The organism is Sinorhizobium americanum (assembly GCF_001651855.1).
Taxonomy (GTDB): domain Bacteria; phylum Pseudomonadota; class Alphaproteobacteria; order Rhizobiales; family Rhizobiaceae; genus Sinorhizobium; species Sinorhizobium americanum.
In genome coordinates this window covers 13,343-32,787 of the sequence record NZ_LNQC01000062.1, presented here as the reverse complement: position 1 = coordinate 32,787, position 19,445 = coordinate 13,343, and the positions used below count along the sequence as shown (strand labels likewise).

Below are 19,445 nucleotides of genomic sequence, written 5' to 3'. Positions count from 1 at the left end.
GCCATGGCGAAACTTGCCTCAGCCCTTATGAGCCGCCTGGTGATCATCATCCCCTATGCGTGGCTCCTGTTCTTCTTCCTCATTCCCTTCTTCATCGTCTTCCGCATCTCTTTGTCTGAGACCACGGTCGCCATGCCGCCCTATACGCCGGTCTTCGATCTGGCCGGCGGGCTGGCGGGCATGCTGGAGAAGGCCCGCGAATTCTCCGTCGACAACTATGTCTGGCTGACCGAGGACGCGCTCTATTTCAACGCCTATGTGTCGAGCGTCGTCATCGCCGCCATCTCGACCTTCCTGACGCTGATGATCGGCTATCCGATCGCCTACGGCATGGCCCGGGCGCCGCGCGCGATCCGGCCGATGCTGTTGATGCTGGTGATCCTGCCCTTCTGGACGAGCTTCCTGATCCGCGTCTATGCCTGGATTGCCATCCTGAAACCCGAAGGGCTGCTCAACCAGTTCCTGATGGCGATCGGCGTCATCGACCAGCCGCTCATCATCCTTAACACCAATGCCGCGATCTATATCGGCATCGTCTATTCCTATCTTCCCTTCATGGTGCTGCCGATCTATTCGGCGCTGGAGAAGATGGATCACTCGCTGATCGAAGCGGCGCAGGACCTCGGCTGCACGCCGATCAGCGCCTTCTGGCGCGTCACCTTCCTGTTGTCGCTGCCTGGCGTGGTCGCCGGCTGCCTGCTCGTCTTCATTCCGGCCGTCGGCGAGTTCGTCATTCCGGACCTGCTCGGCGGATCGGAGACGCTGATGATCGGCAAGACGCTGTGGAACGAGTTCAATGCCAATCGCGACTGGCCGGTCTCCTCGGCGGTGGCGATCATCCTGCTGATGATCCTCGTGATCCCGATCGTCTATTTCCAGAACGTCCAGGCCAAGGCCGATAGCGAGGGCAGATAGGACATGGAAAAGTGGTCCCGCTTCAATATCGCCTCCGTCGCGCTCGGCTTCGGCTTTCTTTACCTGCCGATCGTGCTTCTGGTGATCTTCTCCTTCAACGAGTCGAAACTCGTGACCGTGTGGGCCGGCTTTTCCACCAAGTGGTACAGCCAGCTCTGGCACAATCAGGGGCTCCTCGATGCCGCCTGGGTGACCATTCGCGTCGGGCTGCTGTCGGCAACCTGCGCGACGGTGCTCGGCACATTGGCGGCGCTGGCGCTGGTGCGCTATTCGCGCTTTCGCGGACGCGTGCTTTTCTCCGGCATGGTCTATGCGCCGCTGGTCATGCCGGAGGTGATCACCGGCCTGTCGCTGCTGCTGCTGTTCGTGGCGATCGGGCTTGATCGCGGCTTCTGGACGATCACGCTCGCCCACATCACCTTCACCATGTGCTTCGTCGCGGTCGTGGTGCAGTCACGCCTGTTGAGTTTCGACCAGTCGATCGAGGAGGCGGCACTGGACCTCGGCGCGACCCCGGTCAGGACCTTCTTCGCCATCACCCTACCGGTGATCGCGCCGGCGGTATTTTCGGGCTGGGTCCTGGCCTTCACCCTCTCGCTCGACGATCTCGTCATCTCGAGCTTCACCACCGGACCGGGCGCCACGACGCTGCCGATGAAGATCTACAGCCAGGTGAGACTCGGCGTGACGCCGGAGATCAATGCGATCTGCACCATCCTGATCGGTATCGTCGCCTTGGGCGTGGTCGTCGCATCGATCGTCACCAAGCGCCGGGAAGTCCAGCGCGAAAAGGATGAGCGCGCCGCCGTTGCGGCCATTGGCTGAGCCTTATTTCGGAGCGACGAGAACGGAAAGCGGCGAGATCACCGCATTCGGCCAGGAGCCGCCGACGAAGAAGCGAACCGGTTGGTTGCTGCTGGGCGCCTCGGCTTGAAGCGTTCCGGCAAGCGCCAAGCTGCCGTTGCGATACGGGACGACGCCGGCGACGGACAGGTTGCCCGACGTTCCGGTGAAATCGGCCCGGTCGAGCCGCGCCGTGCCGTCGGCAAAGCTGGCCTTCACGTTCGCCACCTGGAAGTCGAAGCTCGCCTCCTTCGCCTGAGAAAGCGAAAAGAACTCGCCCTTGCGGACGAGATCGGCGAAGGCGTGGGCATCGAAGCCGGCGATGCTGCCATTCGCCAGCGACAAGGTGAGATTGCCCCATATGTCGCCAAGTCCCGTGGCCCAGACGGGATGATCGGTACCGATGTCGATGCTGAGAATGCCCCGGCCGGCCGGCGCAGGACCGTTGAGGCCGAAGCTGCCGAGCACTGCGCCGAAATCGGCGTCCTTGAGGCGCGCCTGCAATCGGCCGCCATGGTCCAGCCCTTCATCCGAGAGCACGACGCGGCCGCTCAGGCTGCCATTGGCGTAGTTGCTGTCGCCGATGTCGAGCGAGGCGCGCTTGCCATCGATCAACACCCCGGCGGCGACGTCGGTCAGATGCAGGGGACCGGCGAGGACCTCCTGTGAGGAAAGGCGAACGTCCGTTTGCCAGGCAGCGACAAAGCTCTCCACCAGACGCCAAAGGCGGTCGTCCCGACCAAGCGGTGAAAGCGCGGCGACGGGAACGCCGTTGAGGTCGATGCGATCGAAGGCGAGCGTCCCTTCTATGCTCGGCGCCTTGCCGTCCGTAAGGGAGATATCGAGTACGCCTGTCGCGCTGGCGCCGCCCATGGTGAATGCCAGTTCGTCGAGCTTCAGCGTCTTCTCGCCGGTGGTCACTCTGGTGTCGATGCTGAGCCCTCCCGGCGGGAGCGTCGCTGTCGAGCCGCCGTGATACCACTCAGTGAGCGTTTGAAGGGAAGCTGCGGACATCTGCAGATGGCCGGACGCGAAGGGAACGGACGAAAGCTTGCCGACGCCCTCGAAGGAGAAGGTCAGCGGCGCCGATGTGATCGACGTCTTCAGCGGCGCGTTTCGTTTCGCCAAGAGCGAGAGCGGATCGTCGCAGACGAACGCCCAGGCGACCTCCTCGCCGGCGAGCCGTGCCGACAGTTGCGTGCTCAATCGTCCGGCAAAGGAGGGCCACTTGATCGTGCCGGAAATTCCGGGAATGTCGATGTCGCTGCCGTCAGCCATCCGGTCGAGCACGATCAGCCGGCCATTCTCGATCGCGATGTCGCCGAAGGGGCTTTCCTGAGCCGATGCGGCGGCTTCGGACGGGGCGAGCCAATGCGGCTTTTGCCAGTTGATCGTGCCGTCGGCCCGGCGCTCGATTGTGACGACGGGATCGACAAGGCTTATGTCCTCCAGCGTCGGATCGCCGAGAAGCGTCGAAAGCGGACTGAACGATGCGGTGATGCGGCCAATTTCGGCGAGCGGACGGGGTTCGGGCCCTCTGGTTTCGATCGTCGCCGACGGCAAGGTCAATAGCGGTTCGGGCCAGAGCCGGACGGTCGGTTCACCGTTGATCCTGCTCTTGCCGCCAGACCAGCTGTCGAGCGTCCGCTCCATCGCTGCGCGCACGCCGGTGGTCGAGACGAGCAGGGGCAGGGCGGCGTTGTAACCGAGGGCGAGAATGACCCCGACTGCGGCAGACCAGACGAAATGGCGACGCTGCAGGCGCAGCCTCAAGACGCGCGATATTTTCCGGATGGGTCTGGACATTTCGGTCGGTCGGCATCGCCCTTGGTGAAACCGTCTGGATAGGCCTTGAAGAGGGCAAATGCAACTGACATGGAAATGTCGTGTTCAAGGAGGTGGCGCTGCCGTGCACGCTGTTTATTTTGCGTTGCAGCATGGTATAGAACAGGGCAGAGGGAGTGGAGGAACGCATGCAAACAGATCGACCTTTGTGGGTTCCGGATGCCGAGACGCTCGCGCGGAGCCCGATGGCGCAATTCATGACCTGGTGCGAAGCGTGCTTCGGCCGCAGGTTCTCCGACTACGATGCCTTTCACGGCTGGTCCGTGGCGGAGAGCGGCGATTTCTGGACTGCCGTTTGGGAGCATTGCGGCGTCGTCGGTGAGCGCGGCGGTCGAGCGCTGATCGACGGCGAGCGGATGCTCGAAGCCCGCTTCTTCCCCGACGCGAAACTCAACTTTGCCGAAAATCTGTTGCGTGGCAGCGGTGGCGATGACGCCTTGATCTTCCGTGGCGAAGACAAGGTCCGCTATCGACTTTCGTGGGACGAGTTGCGCAATCTCGTCTCACGTCTGCAGCAGGCGCTGAAGGCGCAGGGGATCGGCGTCGGCGACCGTGTCGCGGCGATGATGCCGAACCTGCCGGAGACGATCGCGCTGATGCTCGCCACCGCCTCGCTCGGCGCCATCTGGTCCTCCTGTTCTCCGGATTTCGGCGAACAGGGCGTTCTCGACCGCTTCGGCCAGATAGGTCCAAAGCTCTTCGTCGCCTGCGATGGCTACTGGTACAACGGCAAGCGCCAAGACGTCGACGCGAAGGTGCGCGCCGTGGCGAAGACGCTTCGTGTGCCGACCCTCGTCGTCCCCTATGCCGGCGACAGCGCCGCACTTGCAGCGGCAATTGACGGCGGCGTGACGCTTCCCGATTTCATCGCCGCGTTCCAAGCCAAGCCGCTTGCCTTCGAGCGCCTGCCCTTCAGCCATCCGCTCTACATCCTGTTCTCCTCCGGCACGACGGGCGTGCCGAAATGCATCGTGCATTCCGCCGGCGGAACGCTTCTCCAGCACCTCAAGGAGCACCGCTTCCACTGCGGCCTGAAAGAGGGCGAGAGGCTCTTCTACTTCACCACCTGCGGCTGGATGATGTGGAACTGGCTGGCCTCCGGCCTGGCAGTCGGCGCAACCTTGTGCCTCTATGACGGCTCGCCCTTCCATCCGGACGGCAACGTCCTCTTCGACTTCGCGGCCGAGGAGCGCTTCGCCGTGTTCGGGACTTCGGCAAAATACATTGATGCGGTACGCAAAGGCGGGCTGACGCCGGCGACGACGCACTATCTCTCGGCGCTCAGGCTGATGACCTCGACCGGCTCGCCGCTTTCGCCGGAGGGCTTCTCTTTCGTCTATGAGGGGATCAAATCCGACGTCCAGCTCGCCTCGATTTCCGGCGGCACCGACATCGTCTCCTGCTTCGTGCTCGGCAACCCGCTGAAGCCGGTCTGGCGCGGCGAAATCCAAGGCCCGGGGCTCGGCCTTGCCGTCGACGTCTGGAACGACGAGGGCAAGCCGGTGCGCGGCGAGAAGGGCGAGCTCGTCTGCACCAGCGCGTTTCCGTCGATGCCCGTGATGTTCTGGAACGATCCCGAGGGCGCCAAGTATCGCGCCGCCTATTTCGAGCGCTTCGACAATGTCTGGTGCCATGGCGACTTTGCCGAATGGACGCCGCATGGCGGCATCGTCATTCACGGCCGCTCCGACGCGACGCTCAATCCGGGCGGCGTGCGCATCGGCACGGCCGAAATCTACAATCAGGTCGAGCAGATGCCGGAGGTCGCCGAGGCGCTCTGCATCGGCCAGGACTGGCAGGACGACGTTCGGGTGATCCTGTTCGTGCGCCTGGCGCCCGACGTTGCGCTGACCGAGGAGCTGACGCAAGCGATCAAGGCACGGATCCGCACCGGCGCCTCGCCCCGGCACGTGCCGGCGAAGATCATCCCCGTCGCCGACATTCCGCGCACCAAATCCGGCAAGATCGTCGAGCTCGCGGTGCGCGACGTGGTGCATGGCCGGCCGGTCAAGAACAAGGAGGCGCTCGCCAATCCTGAGGCTCTCGATCTCTTTGCCGGACTGGAGGCGCTGAAGACCTGAGGGGCGGGCCGGCGTCGGTCAACCTGGACGCGCCAGCGGAATTAACCAAGCAAGCCGACTTGCGGCCCATTTCCTAAGATTGTCGGGTCTGGCGGTAAGGTCTTGTTAAGGTTTGCCGGGGCATGGTCGAGCCAACTGGAGGCCGGTCCATCAAGGCGCCGGTGCCACAGCAGCGATGCTGTCACAGACATGACGTCCCGAGTTCTCGAGCATTTGTTGGTTAGCATGACTTCAGAGGCGGCCGCGAGCTGCCTCTTTTTTTGTGCTCGGGGAATGTGTCCTATGAGCGGCTTTCAAGCGACCGCGACACCAGAATGACCGGGATCATGCCGGCGATGACGATGATCATGGCGGCGACCGAGGCATCCTCGACCTTGGCGCGCGACGCATCCTCGTAGACGAGGGTGGCGAGCGTATTGAAATTGAACGGCCGCAGCATGATGGTCGCGGAAAGCTCCTTCATCGTTTCGATGAAGACGAGCAGCGCCGATGTCAGCACCGCCGGGCGCATCATCGGCAGAAGCACCGAGCGCAAGGTCTGGGCGCTCGTCCGGCCGAGCGCGCGCGCGGCCATGTCGAGGTGCGGCGAGAGCTTGTGGAAGCCGGCCTCCAGCGTCCCCTCGGCCATGGTGAGAAACCGTACCGCGCAGGCATAGACGATCGCAAAGCCGGTGCCGCTGAGGACGAGACCGGTGGAAATGCCGAAAAGGTCGCGCATCCACGCATCCAGGCCATTGTCGAGTGCAGCGAGCGGAAAGAGCACGCCAATGGCGAGCACCGTGCCCGGCACGCCGTAACCGAACGAGGCGAGCCGCCCGGCGACTTCCGTGACCGGCGAGCGGCCGGTGCGGGCCGCATAGGCCATGACGAAACCCAGGAAGACCGCGACGAATGCCGTCAGACCGGAGACCAGGACGCTGTGCAGCAATGCGTCGAGGAGGCGCGGCGCCAAAAATTGGTCGAGCCGCTTGAAGGCGTAGTTGCCGAGCACCAGGAAGGGGACGGCAAAACCGGAAAGAACAGGCAGGAGACAGACGAGGGTCGCGGTCCATTTCTTCCAGCCGGCCAGCTCCAGGCGCACCGCGTCGTGAACGGCGGCCGTCGTCTTCTGGCTGGAGAAGCGCTGGCTGCGGCGGGCGGCGCGCTCGACCATCATCAATGCGACGATGAAGACAAGCATGATGCAGGCGATCTGCGCCGCACCGGCAAGGCTGCCACGGTTGAGCCAGGTGTCGAAGATGGAAAAGGTCAGGGTCTGGACCCCGAGAAACTCGACCGCGCCGATGTCGTTCATCGTCTCCATGGCGACGAGCGTCAGGCCGATCACGATCGCCGGCCTGGCCATGGGGATCTGGATTTTCAGGAAGACCTTGAGCGGCCCGGCGCCGAGCGTGCGCGCCACGTCGGCGGCCGCACGGCCCTGCATCAGAAACATCGAGCGGCAGGCAAGATAGATATAGGGATAGAGGACCGAGCTGATCACCAGCACCGCGCCGCCGAGCGAGCGCACGTCCGGAAACCAATAGTCCCGGCTCGTCTGAAAACCGAAGATCGCCCGGATGAGCCCCTGGACCGGTCCAGTGAAGGTCAGGAGCTCGCCGAAGGCGTAGGCCGCGAGATAGGCCGGGATTGCAAGCGGCAGCACGAGCATGGCGGAAAGGAGCCGGCGCAGCGGAAATTCGCAGGTTGCCACCAGCCACGCCGTCACGATGCCGACGACGGCGGTCGCAGCACCCGTCAGACCGACGAGCATCAGCGTTCTGACGGTGGCGCGCGGAATGACGTTCTCGATGAGATGCGGCCAGTCCGCGCCGCCGCCGGTCAGCGCAAGCCACGCGATAGCGACGATCGGCATCAGCACGATTGCCGAGGCGAGGCCGGACCAGCTTGCGAGCAGCCGATGCGTCAGGCCGGTGCCCGACCTGGCATAGCGTCGCTTGAGGTTTTTGGCGGTGAAGTGCAAACGATGCGTTCCGGGGCAAGGTGCTGCGCGGCAGCCAAACTGGCTGCCGCAGGTCAACATTTCCTTACAGCATCGGCCCTCAGTTCGCCAAGACGCGTTGCGACGGGAAGGATACCTCAACCAGCGTGCCCTCGTTGGGCGCGGAGCTGATGGCGAACTGGGCGCGGTTTGCCTCGGCCATCGCCTTGGTCAGCGGCAGGCCGAGGCCGGTGCCTTCGCCGCGCTTGCGCCCGCCGGTCGTCACCTGCCGGAACGGCTTCATCGCCTGGTCGAGCTCGTTGCGGGTCATGCCGATGCCGGTGTCGCGGATCCGGAGGATGACGCTGCCATTCGTCTCGTATGAAGTCGATACGACGATCTGCCCGCCGGAGGGCGTAAACCGGATGGCGTTCGCCAGGATGTTGAGCGCGATCTGCTTGATCGAGCGGCCGTCGGCCACGACCTCCGGCACCGAGCCGGACAGCGAGGTGCGGATGATCACCCGCTGGCTGTTGGCCTGCGGCTGCACCAGCGAGACGGCTTCGGAGACGGCCTCGTTGAGGTCGACGGCGCTGAAATCGAGCTCCATCTCGCCGGCCTCGATCTTCGAGATGTCGAGCAGGTCGTTGACGATGTCGAGCACATGCCGACCCGACCGGCCGATGTCGCCGGCATATTCGATATAGCGTGGATGGCCGACCGGTCCGAAATGCTCGCTCGCCATCATGTCGGAAAAACCGATTATGGCGTTGAGCGGCGTGCGGATCTCGTGGCTGACCCGTGCGAGGAACTCGGTCTTGTGAGCGTTGGCGGTCTCGGCGGCACGCTTGGCGTTGCGCAATTCCTCCTCGGTCCGCTTCCATTGGGTGATGTCGCGGATGACGGCGCAATAGCCGTTGGAGGAGGAAAGCCGGCCGATGGTCATGAACAGCGGAATGAAGCCGCCGCCCGCCTCCCGGCCGATCACTTCCCGGCCATCGTTGAGCACGCTTGCGACGCCATGGCCGGAAAGGCCGTGCAGGTAGTCGATCACCGCCTTCTGGCTCTCATGCGCGAAGAGGGCGGCGAACGGCTTTCCGCGCATCTCGTCTTCATCATAGTTGAAGAGCGCGCTTGCCGAGCGGTTCATCGTGCGAATGTCGCCTTCCTGGCCAAGGACCACGACGCCGTCGGTGGCCGTCTCGAGAATCGAGCGGAGTTCGTCGATTTCCATCCTGAGCCGCGCCTCGGCCCCCGGCGAGCGCTGTGCCTCCGGCGTGGCCGTCTCGACGGCACGGGCGGCAGCGGGGCTTAGCGCCAACATCAGCGCGCTTCTCCCCTCCCACTGGATCGAGTGGAGATGGGCGCTGACCGGAGCGAGCTGACCATTGGCGCGCACCAGGGTCATCGTCCCGTCCGGCTCCGATTGCCCGGATTCGCGGCCATAGGCGAAGAGAGCTTCAAGGCCTCCCTCCTGATCGAACGCCTCGAGCGTCGGGTAGCTGGTCAGCCGCAGAAATTCCGGATTGGCGTAGAGCAGCGCGTCGCCGTGATGAATGAGGAGCGCGACCGGCAGGCGGTCAAGGATTTCGCTGCTCATGCCGACGCAGCCGCGCGGGGCAGGGGGTGCCTCGTCGCCGGCTGTCGGAACCGTCTCCTTCTGACGGGAAGCGGTCGCATCATCCGCCGACGTGCTTTCGGTGGCGGCGGCTTCTGCCGATGGCACGACGCCCGCCGAGTGCGCATCATCGCTGCTCACCGCACTCGGCGGTGGCGCCGGCTCAACGAAATGCGCGCCGAGCTGCCGTGCGATCTCGCGGAAGGCTGCCTGCTCGCCGCGAGTCAGCACCCCGGAGCCCGCCGGCCGATGCTCATCGAGATCGATGATCTTGTCGGAGGGCGCGCGCGCCGGAGCATCGACGATGCGAAGGGCTGGCCGTTCGCCGGCGAAGGGGTCCTCTGTCGGCGTGTCTCCCGTCGCAGGTTCGCCCATCGGCGCATTGGCCGCGCCGGATGCCTGGAACTCTGCTTCCGTCTGATCTTCAGCGGAGACGGGAGTGTCCTCGGCCGGAGCTTCGGCCGGCATCCCCTCTTCCCGGGGGGTGTCGACACGGGCGAGCGCCAAGCCGCTGGCCTTTTCGTCCTCAACCGCATCGGCAATCCGCACGATACCGAAGCCGCGGAAACCGTCGAACTCACGCGAACGGGAATAGGTCGGCAGCGCGGCGAGGTCGACCGGTACCTTGAGGCTCGTCCCCTCGACCGGCCACAGGATAGTCTTGCCGGACCAGGTATCGCGGCGATGCAGGAGCGCGTTGATCTTGTGGTCGGGATCGAGATCGTAGCGCTCTGCAAGCTCGGCGAAGGTCAGGCCTACCACACCGGCCGATTTCGGACCGACGGCGGCTGCGAATTCCTCGGAGATCTCGCTGAAGCGGCCCTCCGCGTCGATCTTCCAGACGAAGCGGACTGCCCGGCTGCCCGGCGTGAAGGTGAAGTCCGACACCGCGGTCGTGCCGCTGGCGGCGTTCGATGTCGCCGCTTGCGGCGCGTACTCGAGGGTCTCTGCGCTCGCTATCGGCTTTGCCGCCTCGTTGGACTGGAGTGCCGGTTCGCTCTGCTCTTCCTCGATCGGCGCCGTATCGGCCGGCTGCTCTTCGGTTTTGGCGAGCTCCGTCGTCGACACGGTCTCGGAGGCATCTTCCTGCACCGGAGGTTCGGCAGGCTCGTCCGGCGCGGCCTGCGAAGCGGCATCTTGCTCGGTCTCGACCTCCGCCGCCGCGGCGATTGCATCTGGCTCGACCGTGGCGGTGGTCTCTCCGCTATCCGGCGCTTCCAGTGTGGCCTCAACGGCGAAGAGAAGATGGAGGGCTGGGTGATCGGAAATCCTGCCGATGGCCGCAGGCAATTGCCCCTTCTCGGTCGCGACGAGGCGCTTGACCAGCCGATCCTTCTCGCGCGCCACTGCCGAGACGAGCGTCCGCCGGACGTCGTCCGACAACCCCAAATGCTCGAATCCTGGCGACCGGGCGACGACGCCGCCGTCGTCGTCGAGCACGGCCATGTGTGTGTCCGGTCCGTCCAACCCGGCGATCATGGCGGCGGCGCGGTCTTCCGGCGAAAGCGCCTTGCCGTTGTGCGGAGCGGTGAAGAGAACGGCGTCCTCGCCGGGCCGGATGCGGATCATCTCCACGGTTGCATTGAGCGGCAGCCTGCGGAAGCCGGCTGCGATCCGGATCAACAATTGGCGCCGGTCGCCGACGGCGGCAAGCTGCGCCGCGGCGGCGCGCAACTGGCGCAGCGACAGGTCGTTCGGATTGATCGGACTATCAATGAAGTCGTAGACAGAAGCGACGCCGAACAGCTTGGCGCCCTGATCGTTTGCCCACAGGACGCGCGCCAGGTCCTTCGAGAAGAGAACCGACGCATCGCCGCGGGAAAAATGCTCCCGCACCCGTGCATGCACGGCAATGTCGATGAATGGATACTGTCTCGCGGGCATGGGCAGGCCTATTGACGGGGCGCTTGCGTGTTAACACTCTATTAATACCTGCCGCATCTGCGGGGGTCCAGCGAAGGCCCCGCTCTCCGCGTACCTTTCGCCCCGCAAGGTTAATAGCAGCGGCTTTTGTGCGGTGCACAATTTTGTTGCAATGCACAAAGAGATCGATTATAAGATCGCCATCACCCACCGAGGCGCCTCTTAAGAGGGCCACACCAAGGAGCGCATACCAATGGCTACCAAGAAGACCGACGACGCATTTGCCCTTTCCTTCGACCCGACGAAATTCGCCGACAGCTTCCGCGAGTTCGCCGAAAAGGGCGCCGCACAGTCGAAGGACGCCTATGCCAAGATGAAGACCGCCGCCGAAGAGGCAACCAAGACCGTCGAAGCGACGCTCGAAAGCGCCCAGTCCGGCTCCGTCGAGCTCGGTCTCAAGGCGATCAACGCGCTGCGCACCAATGCCGAGAACTCGCTCTCGCACATGGAAGCGCTGCTCGGCGTGAAGTCGCTCTCTGAACTGGTCGAACTGCAGACCGCCTTCATCCGCAAGCAGGCCGAAGTCGCCGTCGAGCAGGCCAAGTCGATGCAGGAAGCCACCCGCAAGGTCGCCGAGAACGTTGCCAAGCCTGGCAAGGAAGCCGCCGAAAAGGTCGTCTCCACCTTCAAGGCCTGATCGGTCCCTACTGCATGTCTCCTTCAATCGACCTCGATTTAACGACAAAGACATGCAGCAATTCAAAGTGCTACAGCGACCTTTGCGCGTCTGGTAAGACGCGCGGCGCTGTACGGCCATTCAAAATTTGCTCAAGGGGCCGGGTGCTTGCCATCCGGTCTTTTTGCTTGATAATCTGAAGTTAAGGCTTGCAAATCGGCTGAAGTGACCGTATGTGAGCCGCCAACGCGACGACCCAAGCGATTTGGATCGCGCGCCCCGAGTGCGGTTGTAGCTCAGTTGGTTAGAGCGCAGGTTTGTGGCACCTGAGGTCGGTGGTTCGAGACCACCCAACCGTACCATTTCTCCTTGGAAAATGCGGCGCGCGGCGATCTGGTTGCGCGCATTCGCGCTTGCAGTGGGCGTTCCGTCGACACTGGCACGGCTGTTACTATCAGGGTCTCTCATTGCAACTCGGGAACGCGAAGCTGTTCGCACGCCGACAACGGGTAGTTTCCTCCTCCAGTATAGCCGCTTTCACCAACACCGAATGGCCATGCCGAGACTGCGATTTGCCCCTCGAATATCTCGAGCTGTGCAGCACTTGTTCCATGCCGCCGGCGGACGGAACATCGTTTGCATACAGTAACGGAGATCAACCAGATATGGCGAACCTCCCGTCACTGCCGGAAATAATTGCCGGCATGTTGAGAAACGTTGCCTGCCTATATTGCACAGGGCGAAACCCTTTCCCTGCATTCCGGCCCCTGGCTCACGTTCCCGGGATGGTGAGAAGGGGCCATGTCATCCTTAACCACATACTGGCGCCTGGTACGCGACCCAGTCTTCCGTTTTGGGTGTAGAGCAGAAGTTCGGGGCCGCTGCGGAGCGCCCGCTTCAGACGGACAGCAAAGCGCCAGCCGGCGTTCCCGTCAAGCCAGTGCACTGCGCTGCGTCCCTTGGACGCCGGGGGCGCCGCATCGTCATAGTCTTAAGCCCTGACCACGGCGTTTCAGGTGCTCGCATGCAGCACAGCAGCGGTAAACTGGCCGCTTCGTGCCTGCTTCCGCAGGTCATTCGGTCTCCCGCGTATTTGTTCAGCTTTCGACCGCTATCGATATTTTTCGGCTCGCGGAACCGGAAGCCCTGCAAGAGGTTCGGTGTGCTTCCGAGGGCGTGCTGGGAGGAACAGAGTTTGAGCTTTAGTAGCCTTATCTTCGGCCGCCGTCTCGCCAACCGCGAGCACGAAGACAAGAAGATTGGTTGGATAGAAGCGGTGCCGGCAATGGGATTGGACGGCCTGGGATCGTCCTCTTACGGACCCGAGGCCGCGCTCACCATCCTTATACCGCTCGGTGCCGCCGGCCTGTTCTATCTCGGCCCGATCATGGCCTGCATCGTCGCACTGTTGGCTATCCTCTATTTCTCATACCGCCAGACACTCGCTGCCTATCCAACCAGCGGCGGCGCCTATGTCGTCGCCAAGGAGAACCTTGGAGAACATCCAAGCCTTGTCGCTGCGGCAGCGTTGATGATCGACTACGTCCTGAATGTCGCCGTCGGGGTTTCAGCCGGCGTTGGCGCACTCGTCTCGGCTATCCCGAGCCTTCATCCATACATTCTGCCGCTGTGCCTCGGCATCGTCTTGATCGTGATGGTCGCCAACCTGAGGGGAACAGGCGAAGCCGGATGGCTCTTCGCCCTGCCGACCTATCTGTTTATCGCCTGCTTCCTGGGCGTGATCGGCTACGGCGTATTAAGGATAGCCATGGAAGCTGACCCCTTGCCAGTCGTTTCGCCGCCGCCCCTCGAGCCCCCGACCGCCGCGGTCAGCCTGTGGCTTCTCATGCATGCCTTTGCCAGCGGCTGCACGGCCATGACGGGAGTCGAGGCGGTTTCGAACGGCGTTGGATCCTTCCGTCAGCCGGTCGTGCGAAACGCCTATGCCACCCTCACCATCATCGTCGTTGTTCTCGGCCTGCTACTCGGAGGGATCGCGACCATCGCCACCTCTTTCGACATTGGCGCGATGGATCAGATGAAAGAAGGCTACCAAAGCGTGCTCTCACAGGTGATCGGCGCGGTGTCCGGCTACAACGCGTTCTACTATGTGGCGATGACCAGCCTGCTGTGCATCCTGTGCCTTTCTGCGAACACCAGCTTTGTAGGATTTCCTCGGGTTTGCCGTATGGTGGCAGCCGATGGCTACCTTCCAAAGGCGTTTGCCCAGCCGGGCCGCCGACTGGTGTTCACTGCTGGAATAGTCTTTCTCTCCGGTTCTGCTGGTTTGCTCCTGGCCGCTTTCGGCGGCATTACCGAGAAGCTCATCCCGCTTTTCGCCATTGGAGCCTTTCTGACTTTTACCGTCTCGCAGGCGGGCATGGTCGTGCACTGGCGCCGCCAGTCCAGGAACGTTCCGTTCAAGCTGGCCATGAATGCAGTCGGCACGGTTGCCACAGGTTTGGCTCTCATTGTCATCCTGGTTGCCAAATTCGCCGAAGGCGCCTGGATAACCCTCGTTGCGGTCCCGATGACCATCGTGCTGTTGAAGACGATCAAGAGCTATTACACGTCGCTGGAACAGGAACTGCGCGAACCTGGCCCGATTACCATCGAGGATGTCGAGCCGCCGACGGTCCTTGTCGTTACGGAAGAATGGAACAGGTTGAGCGAAAGGGCGATCAAGTACGCCCTGACCATCTCGCCGGACGTGGTTGCTGTCCATCTCATTCGGCTCGGCGGGCCAGAGATGGACGACGACGAGAAGCTTCTTCGAGAAAAATGGCGAGCCGAAGTGGAGGAGCCGGTTGCCGCCAAAGGTTTGCAGCCGCCGAGGTTGATGCTGATTCCCGCTCCCTATCGCCAGCTTCACGAGCCTCTTCTGCGGCTCGTCGAGAAGCTCGATCTGGACTCGCCCGAACGCAAGGTGACCGTTCTCATCCCTGAGATAATCAAGGAGGGTTGGCTGCAGAAGCTATTGCACATGAACAGAGCGGGCCGCCTAAGGGCACGGCTGTTAAGGTTCGGCGGGCCGAGGCTTACTGTGGCAACAGTCCCATGGCGACTGTCGCAGGGAGTCTTGACATGAGAAGCAGAGAAAAAAGGAGACTATCTCCGCTTATGGCCCTGTACATGGTGCTTGCACTCGATCTCCTGATCGTGGGTCTCTACATGTCTGGGGCGCTCTAGCAGAACTGCCTGGGTTAATCGTCAGGGGCGAGAAGTCCGATGCAACGGAGCACGACCGCACTTTTCGGTAAAGTTCCCGCTCTCATCACCGGTCATTACCGGCACGGCCACGACACCGTTTATCACGGCGCTCCAATAGAGCGCTTGGATCGGGTTGACGGGCGTGAAGAGAATGCCCATGCCTAGGATGCACGCCAGGCCCAATGTCGAATAGGCTGCCTTTGCGCGTTTCGGTTTTCTGGACAGACGCCGGGCGAAGAGGGACTGAGCCGGTTTCTTGCTGCATCGGTCATGGCATCGGCGCACTGCTGGAGTGTCCATGTCGCAACGACGGAACCTGAGGTCGGTGGTTCGAGACCACCCAACCGTACCATTTCTCCTTAGAAAATCAGTGATTGCGAAATCCCGGTAAGGGCGACGCAGTTCGACCTCAATCGCTTGCAACGAGCCAATCCGCGAAAAGGCGAGCCTTTGACGAAGCACGCGGGTGGATCTTCAGGTGAAAGGCCACGGGCGAGGGGATGCTCTCCGGAACAAGCCTCACCAGCCGTCTTTCCTCGATCAGGCTTCCGACCAACCCGTCCCAGCCAAGCACCGCCCCGACATCGTCCTGCGCAGCCTGAAGGGCTATCATGTAATTGTTCACATAAAAGCTACGACCTTTGGGTGCCGGGCGTCCAAGCGCGGCAAACCAGTCGTCCCAGGTTGTCCAGCCTGTCTCCTTGCTGCTCGAGTGAATCAACGGTGCCTTGATCAGATCCTCAAGCCTGGAAATGCCATGCTCGGCGGCGAAACCGGATGTTCCCATAGCCACGATGTGGTCCTGAAAGAGTTTGCGGTATTCGACGCCGTTCTCCAGCGGATTGCCGTAATGGATGCTGAGATCGCAGCGGCCGGTCATTCCCGGCACGTCGCTGACGAGCTGCGAAACGGAAACGGTGGGATGGATCTTCCAGAAGGCCGAGATCTTTGGTGTGAGCCACAGCGAACTGATGGCCGTCGTGGTCCCGACCGTGACGTCGACCGTTTCCGGGCGCTCGCGCATCTGGGTGACGGCTTCGGAAATCGACTCGAACCCCCGCTGGATCGCGATGAACAGAAACGCTCCTTTCTCCGTGAGTTCGACGCCGCGGTGGTGGCGGAGGAATAGGCTGCATCCGAGGTCCATCTCCAGCGCCTTGATCTGGTGGCTGACGGCAGCCGGCGTCACATTCATTTCCTGTGCGGCTTTCTTGAAACTCGCGTTTCGCGCCGCCGCTTCGAAGCAGATAAGGGCGGTCATCGAAGAGAAGTCATAGGGGCTTGGCATCCGGACCTCTAATGGATCGTACTTGTCGGTGTGCAGACGGTTGAAGTTAGCTCACCTAAATCAAGATGAAATTTTATGCCGTTGTCAAACGGGTTCACGGGCGAGAATAATTTAGCTCAGTTTGAAGCTACCGCATATGGAATCAGCCCATGACAGCCAATTTGCCATCCGTTCATGAACTGCTTGCTCGCCGCGCCGCGGGCTTCAGCCTGGAGCAGCCCTTCTATACCTCGCCCGAGATCTATGAACTCGACCTTCAGCACATCTTCTACAAAGAGTGGCTCTATGCCGTTCCGGCCTGCCAACTCGCCAAGACGGGGAGCTACGTCACGTTGCGTGTCGGCGCCTATGAAGTGATCATCGTGCGTGGCCGCGACGGCGAGATTCGTGCCTTCCACAATTCCTGTCGTCATCGCGGGTCCTTGGTCTGCAAGGCGCGCGAGGGTCAGGTGGCGAAGCTCGTCTGTCCCTATCACCAGTGGACCTATGAACTCGACGGCAAACTGATCTGGGCAAACGACATGGGACCCGGTTTCGACGCCTCGCAATATGGGCTGAAGCCGGTCAGCCTGCGCAATCTCGAAGGTCTGATCTATATCTGCCTGTCCGATACACCACCGGATTTCGAACCTTTTGCGCAACTGGCTCGCCCCTATCTGGAGGTCCACGATCTCACGGATGCCAAGGTCGCGTTCACCTCTACGATCGTCGAGAAGGGCAACTGGAAGCTGGTTTGGGAGAACAACCGCGAGTGCTACCACTGCAGCAGCAACCATCCGGCGCTCTGCCGCTCCTTTCCGCTCGATCCGGAAGTTGCCGGCGTTCAGGCCGATGGCGGGGTATCACAAAGGCTGCAGGCGCATTTCGACCGCTGCGCTGCCGCCGGCGCGCCGGCGCAATTCGTCCTTGCCCGCGACGGTCAATACCGCTTGGCACGCATGCCGCTCCAGGAAAAGGCGCTGAGCTATACGATGGACGGCAAGGCCGCCATCGCCAAGAACCTCGGCCGGGTTGCCCCGCCGGACGCCGGTACCCTCCTGATGTTCCATTATCCGTCGACATGGAATCACTTCCTGCCGGATCATTCGCTTACCTTCAGGGTCGTGCCGATCAGCCCGACGGAAACCGAGGTCACGACCACCTGGCTCGTGCACAAGGATGCCGTCGAAGGGGTCGACTATGACCTCAAGCGCCTGACGGAGGTCTGGATCGCCACCAATGACGAAGATCGCGAGATCGTCGAGACCAACCAGCAGGGGATATTCTCTCCGGCCTATGTTCCCGGTCCCTATTCGCCGGGCCAGGAAAGTGGCGTGACGCAGTTCGTCGACTGGTATGCGGCCTGGCTCGAGCGCGCCGTTGCGCCGCTTCAGGCGGCGGCGGAGTGAGCGATGAGCCAGTTCAAGACACTCAGCTTCTGGAGCGATGCCGAACCGCTCGAATGCGTCACCCGCACGCCGGAGGCGCCGAACGTAGTGACCTTCAGTTTTCAAAGCCCGTCCGGGGCGCTGTTCAACCATGATCCGGGGCAGTTCGTCACGCTGGAACTGCCCACGCCGGAAGGGCCGCTCTACCGCACCTATACGATCTCGTCCTCACCATCGCGGCCAACGGCCCTGACGATCACGGTCAAGGCGCAGGATCGGTCCATCGGCACGCGCTGGATGCTCGACAAGCTGCATAAGGGCATGCGCATCAGGGCCATCGGCCCTGCGGGAAAGTTCTCGATCGTGCATCACCCGGCGGAGAAATACCTCTTCATTTCCGCCGGTTCCGGCATCACGCCGATGGTGGCGATGACCACCTGGCTATACGATTCCGGCCGTGAGCCGGATATCGTGTTCATCAACTGCGCCCGCCGCCCCTCCGAGATCATCCTGCGCGACCGGATGGAACTCATGGCCTCGCGCATCGTCGGCATCGACCTGAAATGGGTGGTCGAAGAGCCCGATCCCTTCCGGCCCTGGACCGGCTATCGGGGAATGTTCAACCAGATCATGCTGGGCCTGATGGCCCAGGACTATCTCGAACGCGAGGTGTTCTGCTGCGGCCCCGAGCCTTTCATGCGGGCCGTGCGCGAGGCGCTTGCCGGTCTCGGCTACGACATGAGCCGCTACCATCAGGAGAGCTTCACGGCAGAGCCCGAGCACGCCGAAGATGTTCCCGAGGATGTGGTCCCCGATGAGCAGAATCGGGCCGAGATCGCCTTCTCCCTCTCCGGCATCAGCGCCCGGTGCAACGAGACGGATACGATCCTGGTGGCAGCAAAGGCGGCGGGACTGGTGATCCCCTCGGGCTGTTCGATGGGGATCTGCGGCACCTGCAAGGTGCGCAAGACGGAAGGCCAGGTCCACATGGTGCACAATGGCGGCATCACGGAGGAGGATGTCGAGGAGGGCTATATCCTCGCCTGTTGCTCCAAACCCCTGGGCCACGTGACCGTGGAAGCGTAGCCAAGGGGTCGGCCGGCGCCGAAAGAGAACAACAACAAAGGGGCGGCTATCGGTCAGCGACCTTCTTTGCAGGAAGATGCTTCAGGAGGGATTTGCAAGCGTTCATGATGTGGGCATACAGTAGGTCCGCTGCCTTTTCTTCGTCCCTGTCTCTGCAGGCATCAAGAATTTGCCGATGTTCCCGGTCGGCTGTCTGCTGGCCTTGCGACAGCGTCAGTTGAACTCTCAGGTATCGTTCCAGCCGATCGTTCACGGAGCGGATCGTGTTGACGAGGAACGGCCGCTGAGCGTCCTCGTAGAGACAGCTGTGGAACCGCCAATTCAGTTCCGACCATCGAGCGACGTCGGTCTCCTTAGCGAAGGCGTCGCAGTAGGCGAGGGCCTTTTCAAAGGTCTCTACCGTCATATGAGGGACCGAGAGCTTGATCGCGTTCGATTCCAGGATCGCGCGCACCTCGAAAATCTGGGCGATCTCAGGTTCGGACACACTCGTGACGATGGCGCCCTTGTTCCGGTGGAACTCCACCAGACCCTCCGCCTCGAGCCGTTTGAGCGCCTCCCGGACGGGAATTTTGCTGACGTTGAACAGGCGAGCGACGTCGTCCTGGCGGATCGGCTCACCCTCATCCAGGGAGCCGTCAGCAATCGAATCACGGATGAACTTTAAGATCACATCCGAGGCTGTGGGCGCTTTCCCCAGATCAGTCGCCTGCGCGGTGTTGAAGGGCATTC

Annotated in this window: 12 protein-coding genes, 1 tRNA gene and 1 pseudogene; 8 read left to right on the top strand and 6 right to left on the bottom strand. The window is 62.5% G+C overall.

Annotated features, from left to right (window positions below; genetic code table 11):
- Positions 1-3 precede the first annotated feature (3 nt).
- Complete coding sequence (locus ATC00_RS18085; protein ID WP_064253852.1) at positions 4-915, top strand: ABC transporter permease subunit; 912 nt, start codon at positions 4-6, stop codon at positions 913-915.
- A gap of 3 nt (positions 916-918) precedes the next feature.
- A complete protein-coding gene (locus ATC00_RS18080; protein WP_064253851.1) occupies positions 919-1,740 on the top strand; it encodes an ABC transporter permease in 822 nt (273 codons plus the stop codon).
- A 3-nt stretch (positions 1,741-1,743) separates the two neighbouring features.
- On the opposite strand, the gene ATC00_RS18075 is transcribed toward ATC00_RS18080, so the two are convergent.
- Entirely contained in the window at positions 1,744-3,564 is a 1,821-nt protein-coding gene (locus ATC00_RS18075; protein WP_064253850.1) for an AsmA family protein, read from the bottom strand.
- Between the two features lie 167 nt (positions 3,565-3,731).
- Between ATC00_RS18075 and ATC00_RS18070 the strand changes: the two genes are divergently transcribed.
- Positions 3,732-5,684, top strand: coding sequence for an acetoacetate--CoA ligase (locus ATC00_RS18070; protein ID WP_064253849.1), 1,953 nt, complete (start codon positions 3,732-3,734; stop codon positions 5,682-5,684).
- Positions 5,685-5,964: 280 nt separating this feature from the next.
- Here ATC00_RS18070 and ATC00_RS18065 read toward each other — a convergent pair whose 3' ends face one another.
- Entirely contained in the window at positions 5,965-7,647 is a 1,683-nt protein-coding gene (locus ATC00_RS18065) for an ABC transporter permease (RefSeq protein ID WP_064253848.1), read from the bottom strand.
- Positions 7,648-7,726: 79 nt separating this feature from the next.
- Positions 7,727-11,107: an ATP-binding protein gene (locus ATC00_RS18060; RefSeq protein WP_064253847.1), complete on the bottom strand. Its 3,381-nt coding sequence runs from the start codon at positions 11,105-11,107 to the stop codon at positions 7,727-7,729.
- A gap of 232 nt (positions 11,108-11,339) precedes the next feature.
- Here ATC00_RS18060 and ATC00_RS18055 point away from each other — a divergent pair, with 232 nt between their 5' ends.
- From ATC00_RS18055 to ATC00_RS18045, 3 genes are all read left to right on the top strand, one after another.
- Positions 11,340-11,783: a phasin gene (locus tag ATC00_RS18055; RefSeq protein ID WP_037378737.1), complete on the top strand. Its 444-nt coding sequence runs from the start codon at positions 11,340-11,342 to the stop codon at positions 11,781-11,783.
- Positions 11,784-12,047: 264 nt separating this feature from the next.
- Positions 12,048-12,124 (top strand) — tRNA-His (locus ATC00_RS18050).
- A 662-nt stretch (positions 12,125-12,786) separates the two neighbouring features.
- Complete coding sequence (locus ATC00_RS18045; RefSeq protein ID WP_327290536.1) at positions 12,787-14,850, top strand: APC family permease; 2,064 nt, start codon at positions 12,787-12,789, stop codon at positions 14,848-14,850.
- 194 nt (positions 14,851-15,044) lie between these two features.
- Here ATC00_RS18045 and ATC00_RS33585 read toward each other — a convergent pair.
- A pseudogene (locus ATC00_RS33585) lies at positions 15,045-15,197 on the bottom strand (divalent metal cation transporter); the annotation flags it as partial.
- Positions 15,198-15,381: 184 nt separating this feature from the next.
- Positions 15,382-16,260 carry a LysR substrate-binding domain-containing protein gene (locus ATC00_RS18040; RefSeq protein ID WP_064253845.1) on the bottom strand — a complete coding sequence of 293 codons (879 nt, stop codon included), beginning with the start codon at positions 16,258-16,260 and terminating at the stop codon, positions 15,382-15,384.
- A gap of 149 nt (positions 16,261-16,409) precedes the next feature.
- Between ATC00_RS18040 and ATC00_RS18035 the strand changes: the two genes are divergently transcribed.
- Together ATC00_RS18035 and ATC00_RS18030 are read left to right on the top strand one after the other, a co-directional pair.
- Positions 16,410-17,648: an aromatic ring-hydroxylating oxygenase subunit alpha gene (locus ATC00_RS18035; protein WP_064253844.1), complete on the top strand. Its 1,239-nt coding sequence runs from the start codon at positions 16,410-16,412 to the stop codon at positions 17,646-17,648.
- A 3-nt stretch (positions 17,649-17,651) separates the two neighbouring features.
- Positions 17,652-18,713, top strand: coding sequence for an FAD-binding oxidoreductase (locus tag ATC00_RS18030; protein ID WP_037378745.1), 1,062 nt, complete (start codon positions 17,652-17,654; stop codon positions 18,711-18,713).
- 46 nt (positions 18,714-18,759) lie between these two features.
- Here ATC00_RS18030 and ATC00_RS18025 read toward each other — a convergent pair whose 3' ends face one another.
- A complete protein-coding gene (locus ATC00_RS18025) occupies positions 18,760-19,443 on the bottom strand; it encodes a GntR family transcriptional regulator (protein ID WP_037378746.1) in 684 nt (227 codons plus the stop codon).
- Positions 19,444-19,445 lie beyond the last annotated feature (2 nt).